Below are 18,966 nucleotides of genomic sequence, written 5' to 3' on the forward strand. Positions count from 1 at the left end.
TAAACGCACAAGGTTGCCCCTGTGCGTTTTCTTTTATGCGAGTAATTCTTCTACGGCACTCATATGTTGTTCCAGTTCGCTGTCTTTTAGTTTGAGCGCGTGCTGTAATTCTTTCATTGAATCCTGCGGGTCAAAGAGCGGATAGTCGCTGCCAAACAGAATTCTTTCACGCGGGTGTCTTTCGATAATCTTATAAAGAACTTTTTTATCCATGAAGGGCAGGCAACTTGAGGTGTCGAAATAAACATCCATTCCGGCTAGTTCTTCAGCAACCATTTCCCAATGGTACAGACCACCCATGTGTGCGCCGATGGCTTTCAGGCGGGGAAAGTTCTGAAGCAGTTTCTTCAGCTTGAGCGGGCAGGATGGGTTTTTTTCCGGCGGCAGCCTGTCCCCGATATGGAACATGCATATAAAACGGTCCTGCGCCATTTCCATGATGCGGTAGAATTTGCGGTCATCCATAAAGAATCCCTGAAAGTCAGGATGGAATTTCAGTCCCTTGATGCCGTTTCTTTCGAGCCTTTCAAATTCCTTTTCCGGGTCGGCGTAATCAGGGTGCATAGTTCCGAAGGTTACAATGCGTTCGTCTGATTTTGCCAGCTCAATGGACCAGTTGTTAGCGGGAATGACCTGATCCGGGGCTGTTGCCGCTGTATGGATGATGACCCTGTCCAGCCCCGCACGGGTTGCGCGGTTAAGCAGGTCTTCAGGATGGCCGTTACCTACTGCGGTGATGCCGTAGTGGTCGTGGAGTTGCTGGATTACCTTGTCGGCAATTTTAGGGTGGAATGCATGGGTATGAACGTCGTAGTACATGGGTATATATCCGTGTTTGAAATTACTGATTCAGGGTGCGAATATTAAATATTCACACCCTGCTTATTTCCTCTCACGGGAATCTGAAGTCAGGAAAAATGACGAGAGTCTCGAGTGGGGATTAAAAGTTTGATTAGAAAATTTCGCGTAGCCACTCGGGTACACGGACCGGCCTGCCGTCTTTATTTACGCAGGCGTGCTCGGTGAATCCGGTTGCGATGAGCGTTGAGCGTTCATCTTTGTAGATGTTGTAGGTGAACTTGATAGAAGCGCGTTTCCATTCACTGATGCCTACCTGAATATCAAGCTGGTCATCGTATTGCGCCGGGATGCGGTAACGGCAATTGGCCTCGCGTACGGGCAGATAAATGCCGCGCTCTTCAACTTCGGCATAGCTCATGCCCCGTTCACGGATAAAAAGCGAACGGGAGCGCTCAAAAAAGTGCAAATATTCTGCATAATAAACCACACCCATGGCATCGGTCTCACCATAAGAAACACTATGAGCCAGCCATGAATGCGGGGTTGGGAATTCGGTGTTCATGATTATCTTGTCTTATTCAGAACCCATTGCATGAAGTCGTGTCCATCCGGGATAATGATTCCGGCCCGGTCAGCTGTTTCTTCGGTGAATGATTTCTCTCCGGAAGGAATAAGTCGCGGCGAAGTCATGATGAAGGGAACCGGGGTTTCATCGTGGGTTCTGGTTTCAATTGGGGTAAAGTGGTCACAGGTGATCACGTAGTTGGCTTTGTCCAGCGGATATTTTTCCAGCAGAGGAGCCACAATGTGTGAATCAAAGCGTTCAATGGATTTTATTTTATCTTCCACGCTGCCCATGTGGCCGGATTCATCCGGGCCCTCAAGGTGTACGTAGACGAAATCTCCATGTTCAAGGAATTTCAGGGCCGCTTCGACCTTGCCCTCGTAGTTGGTATCCACCAGTCCGGTGGCTCCTTCCACGTCGATTACTTCCATGCCCGAAGCATTACCCAGTCCTTTGATCAGGTCAACTGCGGAAATTACAGCACCCTTCATTCCGAACTTTTCTTCGAAAGGCGGCAGGATCAGCGGTCGTCCCTGTCCCCAGGGCCAGATGGATACAGCCTTAGTGCCGTTGTCGGCAAGCACTTCCAGTGCATCACGGACCAGCTTGTCCATGAGCGGGCTTTTGGCGAATTCGCGAACGTCTTCGTCAATGGGTTTGTCGGTCAGATCATGGGGCGGGCGAATGTTCAGCCCGGCTTCCATCTTCTTGGCACCACCCTTATGGACCAGCAGGTGGCGGTATTGAATACCGGGGTAGAAAGTAAATTCATCATTGCCAAGCTCGGCCTGCAGTTTTTCCACCAGCGGCACTGATTTATCGGTTCCGATGTGTCCGGCAGAGTAGTCGTACATGGTGCCGTTTTCGTCGAATTCGGAAAGGTTAACCAGATTCATGCGCCAGACTAAATCATCCGGGTTAAGCTGAAGGCCTTGAGCTGCTGCCTCGATAGGACCGCGTCCAGTGTGGTAGGTGGCGGGGTCGAAGCCCAGTAAAGACATATTGGCAACATCGGAACCGGGAGCCATACCCTTGGGCACGGTCCGGCAAGTGCCGATTAAGCCTTTCCCGGCCAGCATATCCATGTTTGGAGTATTAGCGGCCGCAAGGGTGGTCTTGTTTCCGAGTTCTTCAATGGGCCAGCCGCCCATCCCGTCAGCAATGAGAAAAAGAAGTTTCATAACTAGCAGTTATCCTTTTAAAATGCGCATGGACATAGTCGGCTTGGCGATGAAGGGCATTTTGTCGATTTCTGCGATGGCCGCATGCACGTCCTTGGTGCTGGCCTTGTGGGTGGTAAAGACTACCGGGATGTCCTTATCGTCTGGATTGCCTTTCTGCACAGCCTGCGCAATGGAAATATTGTGTTCGGCAAGGCATTTGGAAAGAGCAGCCATAACACCCGCTTTATCCTGAACTGTGAAGCGGAAGTAGTATTCCGAAGTCGCCAGTTCCGGTGGCAGGATGTTTGCTTTCTCTATGGGAGCATTGCAGAATCCGGTGTTGTCCGGAGTGTCGGTCTTTGCGAGGGCCATGATGTCAGCCAGTACTGCGCTTCCGGTGGGAAGTGAGCCAGCGCCCTGACCGTGGAAAAATGCGGGACCTACTGCATTTCCTTCAACGCGGACTGCGTTGTAGTTGCCGCCGACACGCGCAAGCAGCAGGGTGTATTTGACCAGTGCCGGGAATACTCCGGCTTCCAGTTTACCTCCTACATCTTGTACTGCGCCGATAAGTTTGACGCGGTAGCCGAATTCGCGGGCAAAGCGGATGTCCTGACCTTCGACTTTTGTGATGCCTTCAATGGGCAGTTCGGAAAGGGGGTAGTCCTTGCCGTAAGCAATACGGGTCAGCACACAGACCTTGTGCGCAGCGTCGATGCCTTCAATATCAAATGTCGGGTCTGCTTCAGCATAGCCCAGTTCTTTAGCCTGAGCCAGTGCGGTATCGAATTCAAGACCGTTGGTGGACATTTCGGAAAGAATATAGTTGGCGGTTCCGTTGAGGATACCGACAATGGATTTAATGCGGTTCCCGGCCAATGATTCCTTGATGGATTGGATGATGGGAATACCGCCGGCAACACTGGATTCGTAGTACAGGCCGACCTTGTTCTGGGCAGCGATTTCAAAAAGTTCAATGCCGTGTTCGGCCAGAAGATGCTTGTTGGCGGTGACTACGTGCTTGCCTGCTTTAAGGGCTTTAATAACAATTTCCTTGGCCACGGTAGTGCCGCCCATTAGTTCCACTACGATATCCACATCCGGACTGGATGTGAATTCATCAGGATCGGCGGTGAATTTTACTTCAGGTCCGGGCAGGAAATCCCTTTTTTTGTTCACGTCACGGACTAGAACGGAAGTAATCTCAAATTTTTTCCCGCAGCGGGCAAAGATTACGTCTTCGTTTTCTTCCAAAATCCGGGCGAGTCCGGTTCCGACAGTGCCGAATCCGGCGATGGCAAGCTTAACAGTCTGCATTAAAACCTCTTAATTCATTTCTCATGTTTCAAAAAAAACTGGCAGGCTGCTTTATACCGCAACCTGCCAGAAATTTGAATAATTATCTTTTACCCTTTTGCAAATAGGTCTTTCATGCCTCGTATGGCCTGATTTATTCGCTGTCTGTTTTCTACGAGGGCCATGCGGACATGGTCATCCCCGTAGCTTCCGAAACCGAGTCCGGGGGCAACTGCTACTTTGCATTCACGCAGCAGCAGCTTGGAGAATTCTACCGAGCCTAGATCTTTGAACTGTTCCGGGATCGGTGCCCAGATAAACTGGGTGGCCTTGGGCGGGGTTACGTCCCAGCCGATACGCTGCAATCCTTCGCAAAGAGCATCGCGGCGGTCCTGATAGATGTCCATGATTTCGCGGACGCATTCCTGCGGGCCGGAAAGAGCATGGCAGGCCGCAATCTGGATGGGCTGGAAGAGTCCGTAGTCCAGATAACTCTTGATACGGGTCAGGGCCTGTACCATTTCCTGGTTACCGCAGCAGAATCCCACACGCCATCCGGGCATGGAATAGCTTTTTGACAGGGAGAAGAATTCTACACCCACGTCTTTTGCGCCGCGAGCCTGCAGGAAGCTGGGAGCTTCGTAGCCGTCAAAGGTGAAGTCTGCATATGCAAGGTCGTGGATGACCAGCAGCTTGTTTTCTTTGGCGAAGTCGACGATTTTTTCAAAGAACGGAATATCCGCGGTAACTCCGGTGGGGTTGTGCGGGTAGTTGATGATCAACAGTTTCGGTCTGGGCCATGTCTGGCGCATTGCCAGTTCCAGATCTTCAAAAAAATCGCGGTCAGCACCGATGGGAACACGTCTTACATCCGCTCCGGCAATGATACTTGCGTACGGGTGAATGGGATAAGACGGGTCCGGTGCGAAAACTACATCACCGGGTGAAAGCATGACCAGCGCCAGGTGCGCCAGCCCCTCTTTGGCGCCCATGGTAACGACCACTTCCTGATCATAATCCAGTTCAACGCCATATCTTCTTTTATACCAAAGCGCCATTTCTCTGCGGAGGCCCTTGATTCCCCTTGACGCGCTGTAGCGATGGTTGGCGGGCTTCTGCGCCGCTTCAACCAGTTTGTCTACAATGTGCTGCGGGGTGGGGAGGTCTGGGTTCCCCATGCCAAGGTCGATGATGTCCTCACCTTCGTGGCGCATCTGCATTTTCAGTTCGTTCACCTTGGCAAACACATAGGGGGGCAGCCGGTGAACTCTTGGAAACTTGTCCATGGTCGTTACTCCTAAATAAAATATAAACTTAAAGGTGATTTGTAACCACGGTGTCCTTCGCTGTCAAAACTAATATTTGTGTGCAGGACAATGTTTATGGAGAAAAATAATTCCTTTAAGTTGTAAATTCAGAATTAAATTCTGTTTTTAAGGATTTTATGCACGTTATAATAGGGTGAAAAACTTCTTTTTTAGAATAATTAATCAAAATGAGCAGATGACGTTTACATGTATTTTTTAGAGTGATGTTGACATTAAAAAAAAATAACGATTAATTATTAACAGAAAATCTTTTTCTGACGTTTTTGAAATTATAAACCATCAGGAGGCTCCGGTGGCTCTTTCCAAGAAATTTCTTAAAAGCAAATCTGTTTGCAAGGTTAAGTTTGAAGTGGAAAAGGATCAGGTGGAAAACGGTGAAGCTATCTATCTGGTTGGCGATTTCAATGGTTGGGATCAAAGTTCCACTCCCATGAAAAAACTAAAAAACGGCAAGTATACTGTGACTGTTGATCTTGAAACCGGGCGTGACTACCAGTTCCGTTATCTGGCCGGGGACGATATCTGGTTTAATGATACCGAGCCAGACCGTACTGAGACGACGCCATACGGAGATGGTGAAAACTCAGTTGTCAGCGTCTGATCTCAATCGATGATGGTTCGAATATAAGGACGGGGGCAATTCAGCCTCCGTCCATTCAGTGCGTTGTGTTTTTTGCTTTTTATCGTTTTACTGACCTTGATCTTCCCGTTCCTTCTTGACCTTGGACCCTCTTTTTTTTAGCTTCATTCATTCTGTTGTTCGCTATTGTTATCGAGTAAGGCTTACATTCGGCCTGCGTTAGCAATATTTATAGAATAAAATTAGGGGGACATAATGGTTCAAAAAGCAGAAAAAATCTGGTTTGACGGTGAATTGGTCAATTGGGATGACGCACAGGTTCACGTGCTGACTCACACACTGCACTACGGTGCAGGTGTATTTGAAGGTATTCGCGCATACGCTACTGTGGACGGCAAATCTGCTGTTTTCAGGTTGCGTGAACACGTGGTTCGTCTTTTCGATTCCGCTAAAATTCTTGGTCTTACCATACCTTTTACTGTTGAAGAAATTCACGATGCTATTCTTGAGACCCTGAAAGTAAACGGTCTCAAAGAAGGTTATATTCGTCCCTTGGTTTTCATCGGTGACGGCGTCATGGGTGTTCACCCCGGCTCCAACCCTATTCGTGTTTGTATTGCAACGTGGCCTTGGGGGGCTTATCTTGGTGAAGAAGCCCTTGAAAAGGGTATCCGTGTTAAGACTTCTTCCTTCAACCGCCATCATGTAAACGCCATGATGACCAAGTCCAAGGCTTGCGGTAACTACGTCAACTCCATCCTCGCCAAAGTTGAGGCTGTTAAAGACGGTTATGATGAAGCTCTTATGCTCGATACTGCCGGATTTGTTTCTGAAGCTACCGGTGAGAACATTTTCATCGTAAAAGACAATATCATTAAAACTACTCCGCTTACTTCCGTACTGCCCGGTATTACTCGTGCCAGCCTGATGAAGGTTGCCCGCGATCTTGGTTACGAAGTAGTGGAGCAGCTCTTCACCCGTGATGAACTCTACATTGCTGATGAAGCTTTCTTCTGCGGTACTGCTGCTGAAGTTACCCCCATCTGCGAAGTTGATAACCGTGTTATAGGTGAAGGAAAACGTGGACCCATCGGTACGCTCCTCCAGAAAGAGTACTTCAATGCTGTCAAAGGCGGCAACGACAAGTACAAAGGCTGGCTGGATTACTACGAAATTTAGTCATTAATAGTTTGGGGGCCTGATGCACGGGTCCCCAAACTGATTTTTTATATCTGTTAACAGAAGCGAAGCGCATCAAAAAGGGTCGCCGAAGGCATCTTAATTTATGAGTACATCCAATCTGACAGCAAAATACCGTCCGCAGACTTTTGGTGAAGTTGCAGGACAGGAAGCAGTCAAAACAATTCTTTCCCGTGCTGCAGCACAGGACAAGATCGCTCCCGCATACCTTTTCAGTGGTACACGCGGGGTAGGCAAGACTACCATTGCCAGAATTTTCGCCAAGGCGCTGAACTGTAAAAATGCACCCACTGCCGAGCCCTGTAACGAGTGCGACAACTGCCGTCAGATTACTGCCGGTGTCGGTGTAGACGTTGTTGAGATTGACGCCGCATCTCACGGTAAGGTTGATGACGCCCGCAGGCTCAAGGAAGATATCGGTTACGCGCCCATTGAATTCCGCTACAAGGTTTTCATTATCGATGAAGCGCACATGCTCACAGTGCAGGCATTCAACGCCTTGCTGAAAACCCTTGAAGAGCCGCCGCCGCACGCAACTTTCATCATGGCGACTACGGAAACGCATAAGTTTCCGGCCACCATTATCAGCCGCTGTCAGCATTACGCATTCAAGATGCTCACCAATGATGAGCTGATCGCGCATCTTTCCAATATCTTAAATATGGAAAAGATCGAATTTGAGCAGGGAGCAGTAGATCTTATTGCCAAACGCGGCGCAGGCAGTGTGCGTGATTCCATGTCCCTGCTGGGTCAGGTATTGGCTCTTGGCAGCGAGAGGCTGCTGGAAGAAGATGTCCGCTCAATTCTGGGACTTGCCGGTCGTGATGTGTTCTTCACGCTCATGCAGGCTATCCACGGACGTGATCTGGTTGCTGTGGGTGACACAGTACAGCAGGTTCTTGGTCGCGGACTTGATCTCGGATTTTTCATTCGTGAACTTGGTAACTGCTGGCGGAATATGTTTCTGCTCAACCAATCCGGCGAACGGGCTGTGCCTTTGCTCGGACTTTCATCCGAGGAAGCTGCGGAGTTCATGAAGTGGGCCCAGACTTTTGACCGTTCCTTCATTCATGCCTGCTGGCAGATGACCGTGGACGGACAGCGCAAGGTAATGACCAGTCTCGAACCGGCCATGGCCCTTGAGCTGCTTTTGCTTAATATGGCCAGCCTTACCGACCTTATTTCCATGGAACGGGCCGGCGCGCTTGCTTCGGCAGCACCAAGTCCGCAACAAGTGTCACAAGCAGCTCCACAGACTCCGCCGCCAAGCAGGTCCATGGGCCAACAGTCAGGCGGGCAGACTCCGCCGTGGCAGAATAGTCCGCAGCAGGGAATGCAGCAGCAGGTTCCGTCTCATAATCAGTCCATGCAGCCACAGGGCATGGGGGCAAACGGACGCCCCATGGGACGTACCGAGTCCGGTTCTCCGGCTGGCAACCGTTCTGTGAACGATATGGGAGCTGATGATTCCTCCCTTCCTGACGCGGCAGGTTTTACTGAAACTGATTTAACTCCCCCTGTCCCACAATTGGAAAATCCTGCGCCGGAATCTATTCCACCGTTGGAGCGTGTTCCCGAACCTGCTCCGCCTAAGCCTTCATTTCCGGCATCAGTCAGTGGACCGCGTGACTTTGATGGTTTTTTGCAATACGTCGCAGATAGCGGTGCGAATGGATCAACTTCCGGTCTGAGCAAATGCAAGGGTGAGTTTATTGATGGTAAACTGGTATTGACCTGTGCCAACTCTTTTCATCAGGGGCAGGTTGCCGGACGCGAATCTCGTGCTGTTGTAGAACGAATGGCGAAGGAATATTTCGGCCCTGAAATTGAGCTGGAAATTCAGATCAGTTCGAAGGGCAAGCGCAGGAGCAGGCAGGAAATACGTGATGAGGTGGAAGCCCACCCGGATGTAAAAAGGGTGATGGAAGCCTTCGGGGCGAGCATCATTTCCATTGATCCGCGTAAAGATGTTTAATAAGGCTTCCGGTCTGTCCGGTAGTCTTGTGTATTAATTAACAAGTTAATAATTTCAAGGAGTAATATAATGAAAGGTATGAACGATCTCGTACGCCAGGCTCAGATTATGCAGCGCAAAATGACCGCTCTGCAGGAAGATCTCAAGACTCGTGAAGTAGAAAGTTCCGCTGGTGGCGGTATGGTTAACGTTAAAGTTAACGGTTCTTCCGAAGTGCTCGAAATCAAAATTGATCCTACCATCGTTGAGTCCGGTGATGTTGAAATGATTCAGGATCTCGTACTCGCAGCAGTAAATGATGCCAACAAGAAAGCAAAAGCCATGATGGAGTCCGAAATGTCTGCCATCACCGGCGGTATGAACATCCCCGGTATGTTCTAATAAATGTCTCCGACGGCTGGGGAAGGGAAACTTTTGCAAAAGTTTCCCTTCCCCAGACCCCATCCCTTCAAAAACTTTTAATAGGGCTTCGCCGCTGGGATAGTTTGGTTTGGGGATAGTTTTTAAAATATTTTTCTCCACATCCTGTCGTTATTTATTCCTAACATTGGCAGGATTGCTGAAGGCATAGAATGGAAAATTTACCTGAGCCGTTACGGGTTGTTGCGCAGGAACTGGCGAAACTTCCCGGTCTTGGCCCTAAGTCTGCGCTCCGCATCGCTTTGACCATGCTGAAGATGCCCAAAGAGAAAGTTACGGGCATCGGTCAGAGTTTTATTGATCTGCGTGAGAAGCTTTGTATCTGTGAGCAGTGCGCCAGCATTACCGATACCTGTCCTTGCCGGATTTGTTCTGATCCCAAGCGTGAGCATGAAAAGCTTTGCCTTGTTTCTGAATGGGATTCTCTGCTTGCGATCGAAGAAATGGGGCTTTATCGCGGCTATTATCTGGTGTTGGGCGGCCTTCTTTCGCCGCTTGATGGAGTTACACCGCAACAGCTTGAGTTTCAGAAGCTTGAAGAGCGTCTTGCCAAAGGCGAAGTAAAGGAGCTTATTCTCGCTTTGGGAGCTACTGTTGACGCTGAAGCTACTGCTTCATACATCAAGAATCTGGTTGAATCCAAATTTCCCGGGATCGAGCTTTCCCGCCTTGCGCAGGGTATCCCCATTGGTTCTGAAGTAAAATATACGGACAAGGAAACTTTGCGGCAGTCACTTGAGTATCGGCAAAAGTTGTAAGCCAACAGTTTCAATTTTGAAATTTAATTAGCTCAAAACTATTAAAGGTTTTGGGATTCTTAAACCCTTTTGCAAAAGGGTTTAAGGCCCCCGGCAGGGCCGCCGGAGGCCTATATAGGACCAATTGATGTCTGATACGCTTACTGGTGAAGTCCGGGCAGTTGTTTATCATAACGAAGAGAACGGTTATATTGTAGCCCGTGTCGTCTCCAAAGACGAACCTTCGCATATTACGGTTGTGGGAGTTCTGGGGTCACTCACACCCGGTGAATCCGTGGAATTGCACGGCCGCTGGAAACAGCATCCAAAATTCGGCCGCCAGTTTGAGGCTGATTTTTATGAGCGGGTCCGTCCGGCAACTGAAGCCGGGGTTATCCGTTTTTTGAAATCATCTTCAATCAAAGGCATCGGTGAAGCAATCGCCACGGATATGGTCAAGACATTCGGTATTGATGTGCTGGATATTCTGGACGATGAACCGGAAAAGCTGCTCAAGATCAAAGGTATTTTCAAGAAGAAGCTGGAAGCGATCAAGGAATCATGGTCATCCCAGCGCGAAATTAAGAATCTTATTCTCTTTCTGCACACCCACGAAGTGCCGCCCACCTATGCGGCTAAAATTTTCAATCTTTACGGCGCTCAGGCTGTTAATAAGATCAGTGAAAACCCTTACGAACTGGCTTATGAAATCCGCGGTATCGGCTTTAAGACTGCTGATGCCATGGCCCTTAAGCTTGGGTTTGCTCCTGATTCTTCGCAGCGTATTGAAGCTGCCATTATTTACTCTTTGTTTTCAGTGAGCGAGCGGGGCGGGCATATGTTCTCGCCTAAGGTCAAGCTTGTTGAAGATGTTGCCAAGATGCTTGGCGGCATTGATTTGGAATTGATCAGCGAAGGTATCAATTCACTGGAAGAACGCAAACGGGTCCGGGTGGAAAATCTGCCGGAACAGGACATTGATGAAGCGGTTTTCCTGATGCATTTTTACCGTTTTGAACGGGAAATATGCAATCGTCTGCACGGTCTTATCAGCCATCCATCTCCGGTAAGCAGGGAGAAAGTGGAGAAGGCTTTGCCCGAAGTTGAATCCGAGCTTGGTTTTGAACTCTCAGATGAACAGCGCGAGGCAGTTTTTGAAGCTTGCGTTAATAAATTTTTCATTATTACCGGGGGACCGGGGACAGGTAAGACCACCATTACCAGAGCCGTGGTCATGACGCTCAAAGAACTGGGGCTGAAGATCAAGCTCGCTGCGCCCACCGGACGCGCGGCCAAACGGCTGTCCGAAGCAACAGGACGGCAGGCCTCAACTATCCATAGAATGTTGCAGTTCACTCCCGAAGACGGCGGTTTTTATTACAACGAAGACCAGAAGCTTAAGGCGGATGTGCTGGTTGTGGATGAAGCTTCCATGCTCGATGCCCAGCTTTGTCTTGCGGTGCTCCGCGCGGTCCCGTTGACTTGTCGCGTAATTTTTGTGGGTGATGTTAACCAGCTTCCGTCTGTTGGACCGGGTAACGTTCTGTCTGATCTGCTGCAAAGCGGACAGGTTCAGAGCGCGGTGCTGAATCATATTTTCCGTCAGGCGCAGGAAAGCTATATTGTCGTCAACGCCCACCGCATTAATGACGGTGACTTTCCCATGCCGCATCCGGCAGAAGCGCCGGAAGCTGACTTCTATTGGATACCGCAGGAGTCTACGCAGAAAGTTCAGGACATGATCGTCCAGACCGTTTGTGAGCGTATCCCTGAGCGTTACGGGCTGGATCCCATGACTGATGTGCAGGTGCTGACTCCCATGCACAAAGGTGATGTAGGAACCCAGAAATTAAACGCGGTGTTGCAGGAAAAGCTTAATCCCGGCAATGGTAAAGGGTTGAAGCGCGGTTTTGTTGAATACCGCGTAGGTGACCGTGTTCTGCAGTTGCGTAACAACTACGAAAAGGAAGTCTTCAACGGCGACCTTGGTAGGGTAATGTATATCAATACCGAGGAAAATGAGCTTACTGCCGAGTTCGACGGTAATATCGTGCATTACGAACTTTCCGAGCTGGATGAATTGACGCTCGCTTATGCGGTCAGCGTTCATAAATCACAGGGCAGTGAATATCCTGCCGTGGTCATGCCTATTGTTTCGCAGCATTACATGCTTTTGCAGCGCAACCTGCTCTATACCGGACTGACCAGAGCCCGCAAGCTGGCTGTGCTTATCGGCAGCAAACGCGCTTTCACCATCGGTTTGAACAACGTTACCGCAGGCAAGAGATATACCAACCTGCGGCATCGTATTAAGCAAATCTTTGACGATAATTTATTGTAAGAATCCCTCTGGCGGCTTAAAAGTTATCGGCTGCGTCTTTCTCTGACCCAGCAGTTCCCTTCGATGGACTTGGCCCATTTTTTCAGGGATGCAGCCTGTTCTCCGATTTCCATGAGATGCTGATCAGGTTCGCAATCGAGGATTGCCAGAGAGACTGAAACAAGCGGGAATTTTGAGATTGACCCATCGCGGCCTTTGCCTTCCATCCAACCGTTTGTAGCATCATTCTCGTTATAGTTGTTCTTGACCAGCCTTTTGAAAATGCGGGTTATGGATTTGCAGATGCGTTCTGCCTTTGCAGGTTTGGTAACCATGACAAAGTCATCTCCTCCGATATGACCGACAAAGTCACCGTTTGCGCCATGTTTTTTACTGGCCCATGCGATAATTTTGCTTATCTGGAGGATTATTTTATCTCCGTTTTTGAAACCGTAGGTGTCATTGTAAACCTTGAAGTTATCGAGGTCGGCGTAGATGATGCTGTATTTTTCGTTAGCCTTCATGCGGCGGTCTATTTCTTTTTCAATATCAAGGTTGCCGGGCAATCCGCTCAGCGGGTTCGTGCCTTTGGCCATCTCTACTTGTACATGCGCTAGGGTATCAAGCAATCGTTGTACAGATACTGTCCCCAAAAGTTGTCCCTGCATGGTTACTATTACGTCATCATAAGCCTGTTTTCTGGAACGAGCCATGGCCTGTTGGGATACTTTTTCAACAGTGGTTTCGAGGTCTACAATGAGTGGGCCATCATCCATTATTGATGAAATGGGTTTGTTGGAATAGAGGGCCACACCGTATTTGCCGGAAAGATGTTTGTTCAGGTTGTATTCCATGACCAGACCGCAGGGGGTGTTGTTTTTGATCACTACTATACTGTTCAGGGCATTGGTTTCCTTGAAAATCTGTTGCACCATGGGCACCGGAGTGTCGGATTCAACGGATTCGACCTTGTTGACCAGATTTTTTACCGGAATTCCGTATGTTCCGGTGTTATAGATCAGGTCGGAGGTTCTGCGCAGGGTAAGGGATTCCTCGCTGAGTTGCGGTTTTTCGCGTTGTGGTCTGGCAAAAAAATATCCCTGTCCCAGATGCACTCCCATATCGATCAGGGTTAGCGCCTGTTCTTGTGTTTCAATGCCTTCAACGATCAGCTTGCCGCCTATTTTCTCCGAAAAGTCGGTAAATGTGTCGATCAAAGCCCGGTTGACCTGATTGGTTTCGATGTTATCGACAAAGGATTTATCCATTTTGATGTAATCGGGCTTGATTTCGGCAATGGAGGTCAGTCCTGAGTATCCAGTCCCGGCATCATCGATGGCGACAAGATAACCTTGGTTGCGGTAGTGGTCCAATGTCTTGCGGAATGTTTTGAAATCTTTCACGCTATGGCGTTCAGTAATTTCAAAGACAATGTTGCCCGGTTTAAGGCCCCATTTATCCAGTAATCTTTTGGTTTCCCCGGTGGTGAAGTTGGGGTCCACTATTGTTCTGGGATGGATGTTGAGAAAAAGTTTATGTTGGGGCCCGTGATTTCCAAAAGCTTTGATGGCCGCTTCCCGGCATTGTTTTTCCAAGTGGAAAAGTTTGCCAAGTTTTTCAGCCATATCAAAAAGGGTTAAGGGCGAACGGAACGGTGAGTTGTGCGGTCCCCGAGCTAAAGCCTCCCAGCCGTGGATTGATTTGTCGTCCAAGTTTACTATGGGCTGGTAGTGGCAGCGGATGTCTGAATTACTCAAAATTTCATTGAATTCATTGCTTAATTCAAGGTTGGAAATGTCCAGACTTTTCTGAGCTTCAAGCCTCGCTTCGCCTATGGCAGAAAGGAAGTTCGACCATAGCTTGTCGTTTGAGTGTTCTGCCTTGAAAGAAGAGTGTCCGCTGTTGATGGTTACATTGTTGCCGGTACGGGCAATCTGTTCACTTTTGAGTTTGTTTTCAGTTTTTACTTTGAATTTGTATGCTAATTCCTGCAGGGATGAATTCTTTATATTGTCGGTAGGATCCAGCAAGAAAAATTCGCCTGCATTAAAGGAAAATAAGTGGAAATCAGAATGGTTAAGATTTTTACAGCCTTCTTTTGTGATTACTGTGCGGATTCGTTTTTCCAATTGTTCAGCCCATTCAGGGCCATACATGGCTGTGAGGGTTGGAAAGTCCTGAATTGCAAAGTATAATATATTAAGCCAGCCTACATTTTGTATAAGGCTTCCGATGCCGGGGCCTTCAAGAAGATTAATCTCTTCTTTGTGGCTTTCGGTAAAGTCTGCAGCCTTTTTCTTTAGTAATTGTAACATATGTTTCCCCGGAAGATAGTCTGTGTTCAGCTTGTCAGTTGTGTGAAATGCCGTTTTAATACGGTGTGAGAAAAATACGCTCAATTCATGGTCGGTTGTTACTGTGCTGTTACAATGTGTTTAAGAATTGTTTCGAAGTGGAACTGGAACTCACTGGATGGCGCTTTTAATGGTGTCACATATAATTAACTGGAATAGTGGTGCTAATTGAGGTATTTGGAATATATGGTCTTAGAATGGAATAATTTTGGAGTATAAATGCGGCTGCTGCTTGTTTCGACAGATTTGCGCCATATGGGTGGTGTGGCTGAAACCGTCAAGCTTCTGTTACAGGAGCTTCACGGGCGAGTTAATGTGACAGCTGTTCCGTACGGGCGCAGACCGGGGCAAAGAGGAGTCATGCGCTATTTCAGAACGCTGGCTGATCTTTTCCTGTTTTTTCGGTTACTTTGCCTTAACCGTTTTGATGTTATTCACATGAACCCGTCAATGAATCTTGTTTCTATCCTTAAGGAATCAGCACTAATAATCTTATTTTTTCTGTTCGGTTATTCCGGTAGAATTCTTATTTTCAGTCATGGTTGGGATGATGTGTTTTTTAAACGAATTTCGAGCGGGCCGTTTACGTCACGTATTTTCCGAATAATTTTAAACAGGGCCGGCAAGGTTGTTGTTCTGGCTGAAGAATTCAAGGAAAAATTGGGGCAGGCCGGGGTTGATCTTAATCGGGTTGAGGTTGTCAGTACGATGATTGATACTCGCAGTGTTCCACGCTCTGACGCCTGCAGTAAGGACGGAAAATCGCTGTTGTTTCTTTCCCGCATGATCAGGGGAAAGGGTGCCTATGAATTGATTGAAGCTTTTGCCCTTTTGAATAAAAAGTATGATGGCCTGAAGTTGCTAATGGCCGGAGATGGGCCTGAGCGGAAAGGGTTGATGGAAAGAGCCGCTGCTCTTAAGCTCGTAAACGTCTCATTCCCGGGATATATTCAGGGTGTTGAGAAGAGCAGGGCACTGGAGGATTCTTGTATCTTCTTGTTGCCGTCCAGATCAGAAGGATGTCCTGTGTCATTGCTTGAGGCAATGGCTTCAGGTCTTGTGCCGGTTGTAACTTCAGCCGGGGGCATAAAAGATGTGGTCAGGCCGGGACAGACTGCGGTGCTGCTGGAAGAGATCAGTGCCGAGGCAATTGCCGGGGCTGTTGCGAGAGTAATTGATGATCCCGGTTTAAGGGTTATGTTATCTGAAAATGCCCGCGAATATGCAGCTGAAAACTTCAGTTCCCACAAGGTAACAGATCGTTTTCTAGGTTTTTATGAAGAGTTGAATCCTCAGACGCAAAATGGTGGTCTTGCATGACGTCATTATTGATCTTGTTCTTCTTTTTCCGTCCGATCATGTTCGTGGAAATCGGATGGTTGGTTTTCAGTCTGAATGTGACCGAAGTATTCGCTATTTTTGCATCTGGTATTTTGATTGTTGCTTTTATTATGCGTGCAATCGTAACTAAGAAAATTAATATTTCGATTGTTGATTTTTTTCTTTTTTCTTTTGTGTTCTGGGTGTGGTTTGTTTATTTACTATATCTTGATCATTCCAATGTTAAAGATGCAGCAAAATTCGTACTTCCTTTTATCACTTATTTTGTTCTTAAAAATGTTGTTACCACAGTAAAAGACTATTCACGTTATATAAAGTTGATGCTTATCGGTTATTCTGTACCCATTCTTGCGAGTACATTTCTTATTGTACAGGGGAAGGGGTTGTATAAGGTTTTATACTGGAACAATCTTTTTCGTTATAGCGGGGCATATGTAAATCCTCACAACCTTGCTCATTGCATGGCATTGTACTTGATGACTCTTATGATTTTTGCAGTGATATGTTCGCAGTATGATGACCTTGTGCCCATCTTAAAGCAGCGTCTTTTTTTTGTTTTTTCATGTATGATAAGTGTTTTTGCTCTTTACTGCCTGTATAAGAGTTATGTGCGGACCTGCTTTTTCGGTCTTCTGCTTTTTATTTATTACTATCTGTTCAGAGTTAATAAAAAGCTTCTTGCTTTTCTAAGTTTGATTATGGGTGTTGTGCTCATTCTTTCCGCTGCAGTGGTATATACTATCTTTTTTGATATGGTTGATGCAGTTAAGGGGCCGGATAAGTCCCAGTTCGGTTCAGGGCGTCCGATGATCTGGAAGCATAATATAGAGACATATGCCGCCCAGCCTCTGGACGGTATTCTGGCCGGAGTCGGAGTCGGCAGCGTTACTTCACATATTAACGAACGTCAAAAAGTCGGTGATGTTTTGAATAGCCATAATGACTTTCTTGACGTCCTGACTCAGACCGGACTGATCGGTTTTATCCTTTTTATTGTTTTTCAGTTATGTCTTCTTCAAAAAATACGATTGCTTGAGGGCAGGGAACGTTATGCTTTTCTTGCCCTTTTCCTCGCCGTGACTTTCATGAACTTTGTCAGCAACAGTTATGTCACCCGCTTTGGGTTGGGACAGATGTTTTATGCATTGCTGGCCTATATTGAGCTGCCGGAACATAAAATCCGTAGACAGCAAAAATTGGAAGCGCTGAGGCAGGAGACTGAACAGCGGCTATGATTAAGAGACGGCTTTTAACTAAGTTTTTTATTTCAAGCTGTTTGATGTTTCTGATCATGCTTTTTTCTGTTAATGAGTGGTAAAACAGGTAATTCCTGCAAGCCTTGCAGGATATAATGATTCGGGAGTGTAATAAGTGGCAGCCGTTTTAGCATTCATTTCTGTTATTGCAGCGTGGGGCATGCTGTTCTGGGATTCTTTTCCGCCTCTTTTCAGGAGATGGAACACCGATGATTATTCCTATTGCTGGCTGGTTGTCCCGCTTGCCCTTTATGTGGCGTGGCAACGTAGAGAATTGCTTCCGAAAGTTATTACGCCATCGTCGGGGTCCGGTTATATCGGGCTCCTGCTCAGTGGTCTTCTGTATTTTCTGGGAAAGGCCGCCGCTGTAGATGCTTTGGTTTTTGCTTCCATGTGGCTGACCGTAGTATCGCTGGTACTCTTTGTTTACGGTTGGCGTTCCATGAAGGCATTTTTATTTCCGTTGCTTGTGCTGGCCTTTGCTGTACCGCCGCCGCCGTTTATCAATCGTACACTTACTTTTAAACTGCGCCTTATTTCTTCCGACATCTCTGTGCGCATAATGCAGTTCATTGATATCCCCGTCTTCCGTGAGGGGAATGTTATTGATCTGGGCGTGATCCAATTGCATGTGGTCGATGCCTGCAGCGGCTTACGCTATGTTTTTCCCACCATTCTTCTGGGCATTTTGATGGGCTACTGGTTCAATTCGCGCACATGGCAGCGTGTGCTGGTTGTCCTTTCCACCGTACCTACTGCGATTTTCGCCAATGCGTTACGTATAGCCATCGTAGGTTATCTGGCGCGTAATGTTTCGGTGGAAACTGCTGAGAACTTTTTCCATGATGCGTCCGGTATTGTTATTTATCTGCTTTCAATAATTGTGCTCGCAACATGGAGCCTGTTGTTGAATCTGATTGGCGGGCGAAAGCCTGAGCAGAGGGCCGTTTCCCGGCCCGGTTATTACGGAGTTCCGACCGGCAGGGCTTTGCATGTCTTTCTAATGGCCGCAATTCTGGGGCTTTATTTCGCAGGTAATATGTACCTGTTTACCGGGAGGGTTATACCTCAGCGTGCAAGCTTTGATAATTTCCCGTTAGAGATCGGTGAATACGCTGGCAAAAAATATTTTTACGATGATGATATTCTTGAATCACTTGGTTCGGATGATTATCTCTCAGGAGTATTCAGGGATAAACAAACAGGCCGCGATATTTTAGTTTTGGTTACGTACTATGATTATCAGGAACCGCAGCGGGCGGTCCATAATCCGGTCAGTTGCCTTCTTGGTGGTGGGGGGTGGAGCCTTGCTTCCTCTCGTGATCTGCCAGCAGATCCGCAAAAGGGGCGTCCCTTTAAGGTGCGCAGATTGCTTATGGATAAGCCGGGGCAACGGTTATTGGCTTTTTACTGGTTTCAGCAGCGGGGAAGAGTTATAACTGACGAATACATGAATAAAGTTTATTTGGCAGTTGATTCCATAACTCGACAGCGCACTGACGGAGCTCTCATCAGGGTAGAGTTGCTGTTGAATGAAGATGAAAGCGTCGAGCATGGTCAGCAGATTCTTGAGAATTTTACTAAGAACTTAGCAATAGAACTCAAACCTTATATTCCTGAATAGTGTTTT

General features: G+C 47.6%; 15 protein-coding genes. 9 read left to right on the forward strand and 6 right to left on the reverse strand.

Features of this window, described 5'->3' with window-relative positions; all coding sequences use genetic code 11:
* Window positions 1-33 precede the first annotated feature (33 nt).
* The 5 genes from ACKU40_RS03530 to ACKU40_RS03550 all read right to left on the reverse strand — a co-directional run bounded on the left by ACKU40_RS03530 (window position 34) and on the right by ACKU40_RS03550 (window position 5,111).
* The gene (locus tag ACKU40_RS03530) at window positions 34-819 is read right to left on the reverse strand and encodes an amidohydrolase family protein (protein WP_320175147.1); all 786 of its coding nucleotides are present in this window, start codon (window positions 817-819) and stop codon (window positions 34-36) included.
* A gap of 133 nt (window positions 820-952) precedes the next feature.
* Entirely contained in the window at window positions 953-1,363 is a 411-nt protein-coding gene (locus ACKU40_RS03535; protein WP_320175148.1) for a thioesterase family protein, read from the reverse strand.
* A gap of 2 nt (window positions 1,364-1,365) precedes the next feature.
* The gene (locus ACKU40_RS03540) at window positions 1,366-2,547 is read right to left on the reverse strand and encodes a cofactor-independent phosphoglycerate mutase (RefSeq protein WP_320175149.1); all 1,182 of its coding nucleotides are present in this window, start codon (window positions 2,545-2,547) and stop codon (window positions 1,366-1,368) included.
* Window positions 2,548-2,556: 9 nt separating this feature from the next.
* Window positions 2,557-3,846 (reverse strand): homoserine dehydrogenase, encoded by a 1,290-nt coding sequence (locus tag ACKU40_RS03545; RefSeq protein WP_320175150.1) that lies wholly within the window; start codon window positions 3,844-3,846, stop codon window positions 2,557-2,559.
* Window positions 3,847-3,935: 89 nt separating this feature from the next.
* Entirely contained in the window at window positions 3,936-5,111 is a 1,176-nt protein-coding gene (locus ACKU40_RS03550) for an aminotransferase class I/II-fold pyridoxal phosphate-dependent enzyme (protein WP_320175151.1), read from the reverse strand.
* 334 nt (window positions 5,112-5,445) lie between these two features.
* On the opposite strand from ACKU40_RS03550, the gene ACKU40_RS03555 reads away from it, so the two are divergent.
* The 6 genes from ACKU40_RS03555 to ACKU40_RS03580 all read left to right on the forward strand — a co-directional run bounded on the left by ACKU40_RS03555 (window position 5,446) and on the right by ACKU40_RS03580 (window position 12,406).
* Window positions 5,446-5,754, forward strand: a complete 309-nt coding sequence (locus ACKU40_RS03555) for an isoamylase early set domain-containing protein (protein ID WP_320175152.1) — start codon at window positions 5,446-5,448, stop codon at window positions 5,752-5,754.
* Window positions 5,755-5,988: 234 nt separating this feature from the next.
* Entirely contained in the window at window positions 5,989-6,912 is a 924-nt protein-coding gene (locus tag ACKU40_RS03560) for a branched-chain amino acid transaminase (RefSeq protein WP_320175153.1), read from the forward strand.
* A 106-nt stretch (window positions 6,913-7,018) separates the two neighbouring features.
* Window positions 7,019-8,908: a DNA polymerase III subunit gamma/tau gene (dnaX, locus tag ACKU40_RS03565; protein ID WP_320175154.1), complete on the forward strand. Its 1,890-nt coding sequence runs from the start codon at window positions 7,019-7,021 to the stop codon at window positions 8,906-8,908.
* 69 nt (window positions 8,909-8,977) lie between these two features.
* Window positions 8,978-9,289 (forward strand): YbaB/EbfC family nucleoid-associated protein, encoded by a 312-nt coding sequence (locus tag ACKU40_RS03570; protein WP_320175155.1) that lies wholly within the window; start codon window positions 8,978-8,980, stop codon window positions 9,287-9,289.
* Window positions 9,290-9,480: 191 nt separating this feature from the next.
* Window positions 9,481-10,086, forward strand: coding sequence for a recombination mediator RecR (recR, locus tag ACKU40_RS03575; RefSeq protein ID WP_320175156.1), 606 nt, complete (start codon window positions 9,481-9,483; stop codon window positions 10,084-10,086).
* Window positions 10,087-10,213: 127 nt separating this feature from the next.
* Window positions 10,214-12,406, forward strand: coding sequence for an ATP-dependent RecD-like DNA helicase (locus tag ACKU40_RS03580; protein WP_320175157.1), 2,193 nt, complete (start codon window positions 10,214-10,216; stop codon window positions 12,404-12,406).
* 23 nt (window positions 12,407-12,429) lie between these two features.
* Here ACKU40_RS03580 and ACKU40_RS03585 read toward each other — a convergent pair whose 3' ends face one another.
* A complete protein-coding gene (locus ACKU40_RS03585; protein WP_320175158.1) occupies window positions 12,430-14,700 on the reverse strand; it encodes a bifunctional diguanylate cyclase/phosphodiesterase in 2,271 nt (756 codons plus the stop codon).
* Window positions 14,701-14,958: 258 nt separating this feature from the next.
* Here ACKU40_RS03585 and ACKU40_RS03590 point away from each other — a divergent pair, with 258 nt between their 5' ends.
* The 3 genes from ACKU40_RS03590 (at window position 14,959) to xrtD (ending at window position 18,960) form a co-directional block, all read left to right on the forward strand.
* Window positions 14,959-16,059, forward strand: coding sequence for a glycosyltransferase family 4 protein (locus ACKU40_RS03590; RefSeq protein ID WP_320175159.1), 1,101 nt, complete (start codon window positions 14,959-14,961; stop codon window positions 16,057-16,059).
* The gene (locus tag ACKU40_RS03595; protein ID WP_320175160.1) at window positions 16,056-17,315 is read left to right on the forward strand and encodes an O-antigen ligase family protein; all 1,260 of its coding nucleotides are present in this window, start codon (window positions 16,056-16,058) and stop codon (window positions 17,313-17,315) included. Before ACKU40_RS03590 ends, ACKU40_RS03595 begins: the two co-directional genes overlap by 4 nt.
* 136 nt (window positions 17,316-17,451) lie before the next feature.
* A complete protein-coding gene (xrtD, locus tag ACKU40_RS03600; protein ID WP_320175161.1) occupies window positions 17,452-18,960 on the forward strand; it encodes a VPLPA-CTERM-specific exosortase XrtD in 1,509 nt (502 codons plus the stop codon).
* Window positions 18,961-18,966: the final 6 nt, after the last annotated feature.

The organism is Maridesulfovibrio sp. (genome assembly GCF_963666665.1).
Taxonomy (GTDB): domain Bacteria; phylum Desulfobacterota; class Desulfovibrionia; order Desulfovibrionales; family Desulfovibrionaceae; genus Maridesulfovibrio.